Raw genomic sequence first — 4,897 nt, 5'->3', positions numbered from 1 at the left:
CTTGAAATCCGGGTTTTCAGGTAATCGTAATTTTCCTGTATGGTTTTATTGAAATCGGTATCGTTCAGTTCCGGCACCGAACCGATTTTGGAAAACCTTTCGGAAATGGTCCTGAGCCTTTCAATATCCTTTTCGATTTCATGTACGCCTTCCGAATCCGGATCGTCCAGTTTCATGATTTCCATCCAGCCGATCATGGAAGACAGCGGGGTACCGATCTGATGCGCAGTTTCCTTGGCAAGCCCGGCCCAGAGATAGCCTTCATCCGTTTTCTTGATGGTCCTGAAAAACCAGAAAGTGAAAAGAAAGTAACAGAGAATGAAAAAGCCCAGGATGTAGGGCGAATACCGGAGGTTGTTCAGCAGCGGGGAATTATCATAATATACTGTCTGCTTGTTGCCTTTCACAATTTCAATTTCAATCGGTGTATAGCTTTTGCCCATGTTCTTGGCAAGGACCACAATTTTTTCAGGATCGTTCTCAACGTCTTTCGGCAGGTTCTTATGTTCGATGATCCCGTCTTTTTCATCCAGAAGGATGACCGGGATGGTACTGTTGGAACTGTAAATCTGCAACAGCAGTGCCTGCACCTCCAGGTTCGGGTCTTTCATTTCCTGCTGGAACTTCAGCGCATTCACCAGGATGTCCACTCTCTTGATCTCTTCTTTTCTGAGGAAATTGATCAGGATGGTGGAGGCGATCACAATGGTAAGCACCACAATGGTCATCAGCACGAAAATAATCCAGTTGTTCAGCCTGGTAAATATTGATTTTCTCAAGACGGTTTATTTTAAGAGGCTCAGGATTTTCTGCAGCTCCGTACTGCCGCTGCCCTGATAATTATTGATGATGATGGAAAACACATACTTTTTCCCTTCTTTTGAGGTATGGTAACCGGCAAAGGACTTGGTATCCCGCATGGTTCCGCTCTTCATTTTCAGCCCGTTGTCCTGGGTAGGAAAGCCTTCATAATAGTTGTCAAACCAGGGCTGTTTCTTCGCATACAGCAGGGCCTGCACTTCCGCTTTCGCCGAAACGTAGTTCTGTGGCGAAAGTCCGCTTCCGTCTGCAAAGTTAATCATATGCGGATCGATTCCCTTTGATTTCCAGAAGTCTTTCAGCACCGCCACGCCGCTTTTAAAACCAGAATCCCCTTTTTTCTCTTTGCCTAACGTTTTGATGAGCGTTTCACCATAGAGGTTGATGCTTTTCCTTAAAAACCAGTAAATGATTTTGTCAAGGGTGGGTGAACGGTAAGTGAAGATTACATTTTTTTCAGGCATTTCCGGGACATTACGGCCTTCCAGCACGAGCCGGGAAGAAGTGACCACTTTTCCTGACAGCTCTATTCCCGACTGTTTCAGCCACTGCCCTATTTCCACTCCCAATTGCAGGGGCGGATCCGGTACCGCGCCCGAAACGGTAACCGGTTTTGCCGGCAGCGTCCCGTTGATCAGAGCCACATCCGAATGCGGTGCCGTGAAAATCAGGCTCTGGTCCGTAGTTCCCCCGGTTTTCAGGTCGTTCAGCCACCTGACGCCTTCCAGCGGATAGGAAAAGCTTTTGAATTCGGTCCCGCTGATGTTGATGTCGAACTGGTTTTCCCTCCAGTTCACGCCCCAGACCCCGGCTCCGTAGTAGTTGCCGAGGTCATCCCACGGCCATCCTCCGGGAATCGTCTGATGGTCAAAATACGAATCATCAATGACCAGGTCACCGGAAATTTTCCGGATCCCGGATTTCTTAACGGCTTCCAGGAGTTTCTGCTTAAAGTTTTCCGGTTTGTACCCTTCATACCTCCAGCTCCCCAAAGCAGGATCCCCCGTGGAACGGATGAACAGGTTTCCGCTCAGCGTTCCGCCGCTGACCGTTCCCGAATATCCGGACGTGGTGATGTAGGTGTAGTCCTTTCCTAAAGTTTCCAGCGCCGCCGCCGCCGTAAATATTTTCTGGGTTGAAGCTGTGGAAAGCCCTTTATTCCCCTGAAATTCATATATGAGCGCCCCGTTCTCATCCGCTACATAAAAGGAAAGGTTTGAGGAAACGGCAGCAGGCGATTTCAGGAGGTTCTGGGTAGCCGTCTCCAGCTTGCGGGCAATATCCTGGGCAAACAGTACCGGTGATGAAAGAAGGACTATAGGAACAAGGTTTTTCATTACAATTCTTTATTCAAAGATAATTTAAAATTTCAGGATTCTTAAATCTTACCTGTCAGCTTTATATTCTTCCAGTTCCTTACCGGTGAAAAGGAGACGGTGGTCCGGCATTTTATCGAAGGACCGGTCAGATTGAAACACTTTTCCGTAATCATCCTCATCTATAAAAACATCCATCTGGCAATGTTTTACGTACTGTATCCTGCTGTCATAATCTTCCAGAAAGGAATCCTGCCAGGCATCATAATGGCACCGCAGGCATACCCTTTCATGAACCGCACGATAGCCGCAGATCTCACAGGGTTGCAACTGGCTGAACATGGCAGCTACGTACCCGCCGGTTTCCTTTGCAAAAGCCCTGCCGGGTATTGATTTCAGCAGAAGGTAATAATTAGGTTCCTGCCAGGAGAAACGTACAGATTTCTCTTTCCCGGTCCGGGTATCCGGAAAGAAAACGGTGATGTTCTTTACATCCGCTGTGCATTCCACCCGGGAAATGTCCTTAAGATCAACATCAGATTCATGGAGAAGCAACCTTTCATCCCTGATTTCGATACGGTATACCCGTTTGAGATGATGTTCCAGGCATAAAGTCTCCTGCCAGCCATTATAGCTCCTTGTTTTACCGGGTTTTCCGCATTTTTCGCAGGTGATGGAGGATAATTCTGAACAGGCACGGATGAGCTTATTGATCCTTGTATTGATATTTTCATCCGGTGAGACTGAATAACAGCGCAGTTCACCGAACTTTTCCTTTCCGGAAACACGGCTGTTCATGTCCCAGCCGGCCAGACAGAATTCATACAGCATACTGCGGATCAACCCGTTCCATCCCGTACCGTTGACTGAGAAATGAGGAAGATTGTCTTCGACAAACCGGTTTATGCTATCGTGATCAGGATCTTCCATCAAGACAACAGGCTTTCGCTTTCTATTTCATACGGCTCTTTCCTTTTTCAAAGATCCGGGTCAGACCGGTTCCTTCCACGGTAATCCGGTCACCTTTGCGCCTGATCCAGTTGCCTTCGCGGAGCCCTACAACCTTAAGATCGTTCTGTGTCAAAAATTCTTTGATCCGGGTTTCCCTGGTTTCGCCGTTGTGTTTCAGGTGCGGATCCGGATCAAGGTAATGCGGATTGATGTTGAACGGCACCAGGCCCATACAATCGAAGCTTGGCGGATAGACGATCGGCATATCGTTCGTTGTTTTCATGTTCTGCCCGCCGATATTGCTTCCGGCACTGCAGCCCAGATAAGGTTTCCCGTTTTCCACATTCCGTTTCAGCACGGCCATCAGGTTTTCCTCATGCAGGGTTTTGACCAGCAGGAAGGTATTTCCGCCTCCCGTAAAGAATGCCTGTGCGTTGTTCACTGCTGCTTCCTTGTCTTCGAATTCATGAAGGCCCCGGACCCGGATCCCCAGGGTCTCAAAGAAAGCACGCGCTTTCGCCGTATAGTCGTCATGGGAAATTCCGCCCGGCCTGGCAAACGGGATGAAGACGAGTTCATCAATTCCGCTGTACAGGTGTAGCAGTTCTTCCCTCAGGTACTCCAGGTAGTTTTCTCCATACAGGGTTGAGGTGGATGCCAGTATGATATTCATGTCTTTCTTATTTAAAAGTTGCTTTTACAAAGATAACCCGGATTGCGGTGAATCAAAAATTTATATAAATTATTCTCCTTTGGCGTTAATGTTTTCTAAAAAAACTTAAAGGTTCCGAATTTAATTTTTATGCAGGTTTTATATTGTCTATCTTTAGGATACGTTTAAAATGTAGGAATTATGAAAATGACAAAAATGAACAGCAAAACCCTGATGTTGGGTTTATTATTAACGGGAGGTGTTTTCTTTGCCCAGGCACAGACCACCCCGACAGAAAATGCCGCTGTTGCGACAGCTCAACAGGCCCAGGGAAATTCCCTTATCGAAGGCCTTAAAAAACAGATTGAGACCAATCCCAAAGACACCGAAGCATTAGCCAAGCTGGCAACTGCCTATCAGGAAGCAGCCGACTGGACAAATGCCATCGATACCTGGAAAAAAATATCCGCATTGCTGCCGGATTGGGCACCGTCGTATTACAGCCAGGCCTATGCCTACCAGTCGGCTAAGGATGATGCCAATGCAAAGCTCGCCTATGAGAAATATATAGCTGCCGTGAAGCCGGAGGAAGTAGAACAGAACAAAAAAAACCTGGCCTATGCTTACTTTTATGTAGCATTCTCGGAACAGCAGAACAATCCTGATAAAGCGAAGGAACATATTGCTAAATCATTGCAGTACGACCCTACCAATCAGGATGCCGTAAAACTCAGCCAGGCCCTGAATTCATAATCAAAAAGATCCGGTTTTTCCCGGATCTTTTTTTGTGCTTACCTCAGGACTGCTATGAAAAGAAGCAGTTACCCTTAAATAACATAAACTGTACTCAGTGACCGGATGATAAGGCTGGAGGAAGTCCGGATGCCTGAAGTTTCTTATGCCAGCATGATACCAGGTAGGAGCTAACCGTAAATCATTTTGGGCTAAAATAATGACGTCGGGCTAAAGCCCGACGCTATTGATTGAGGCGATGCCTCATGATCCGGTAAGAGATGAATGTGAATAGTTTTGGGCTCCTATGTTTGCAAAAGGATAAATTTGTATATAAATATGTAAAAGCAAGGGAAGTGAGAGAACAATTTTGGCTAAATAACTCAGGAAGTATATTGCGCTTTAGAAATCTCCTCACTTCTTTATT

General features: G+C 46.6%; 4 protein-coding genes and 1 pseudogene. 1 reads left to right on the top strand and 4 read right to left on the bottom strand.

Annotation, left to right across the window (positions count from 1 at the left end; genetic code table 11):
* The 4 genes and pseudogenes from QZ735_RS18595 to pepE all read right to left on the bottom strand — a co-directional run.
* Positions 1-779 (bottom strand): sensor histidine kinase (locus tag QZ735_RS18595; protein ID WP_294251822.1); only part of this gene is annotated, 779 nt, incomplete at its 3' end.
* Between the two features lie 6 nt (positions 780-785).
* Positions 786-2,156: a D-alanyl-D-alanine carboxypeptidase/D-alanyl-D-alanine-endopeptidase gene (dacB, locus tag QZ735_RS18590; protein WP_294251820.1), complete on the bottom strand. Its 1,371-nt coding sequence runs from the start codon at positions 2,154-2,156 to the stop codon at positions 786-788.
* Positions 2,157-2,204: 48 nt separating this feature from the next.
* The gene (locus QZ735_RS18585; RefSeq protein WP_294251819.1) at positions 2,205-3,065 is read right to left on the bottom strand and encodes a hypothetical protein; all 861 of its coding nucleotides are present in this window, start codon (positions 3,063-3,065) and stop codon (positions 2,205-2,207) included.
* Positions 3,065-3,759: pseudogene (gene pepE / locus QZ735_RS18580) on the bottom strand (dipeptidase PepE). The gene QZ735_RS18585 and the pseudogene pepE overlap by 1 nt, the downstream one beginning before the upstream one ends.
* A 180-nt stretch (positions 3,760-3,939) precedes the next feature.
* Here pepE and QZ735_RS18575 point away from each other — a divergent pair.
* Complete coding sequence (locus QZ735_RS18575) at positions 3,940-4,491, top strand: tetratricopeptide repeat protein (protein WP_294251815.1); 552 nt, start codon at positions 3,940-3,942, stop codon at positions 4,489-4,491.
* Positions 4,492-4,897 lie beyond the last annotated feature (406 nt).

Origin of the sequence: uncultured Chryseobacterium sp. (genome assembly GCF_913776365.1) — a bacterium.
Taxonomy (GTDB): domain Bacteria; phylum Bacteroidota; class Bacteroidia; order Flavobacteriales; family Weeksellaceae; genus Chryseobacterium.
This window is presented reverse-complemented; position numbering and strand designations above follow the sequence as displayed.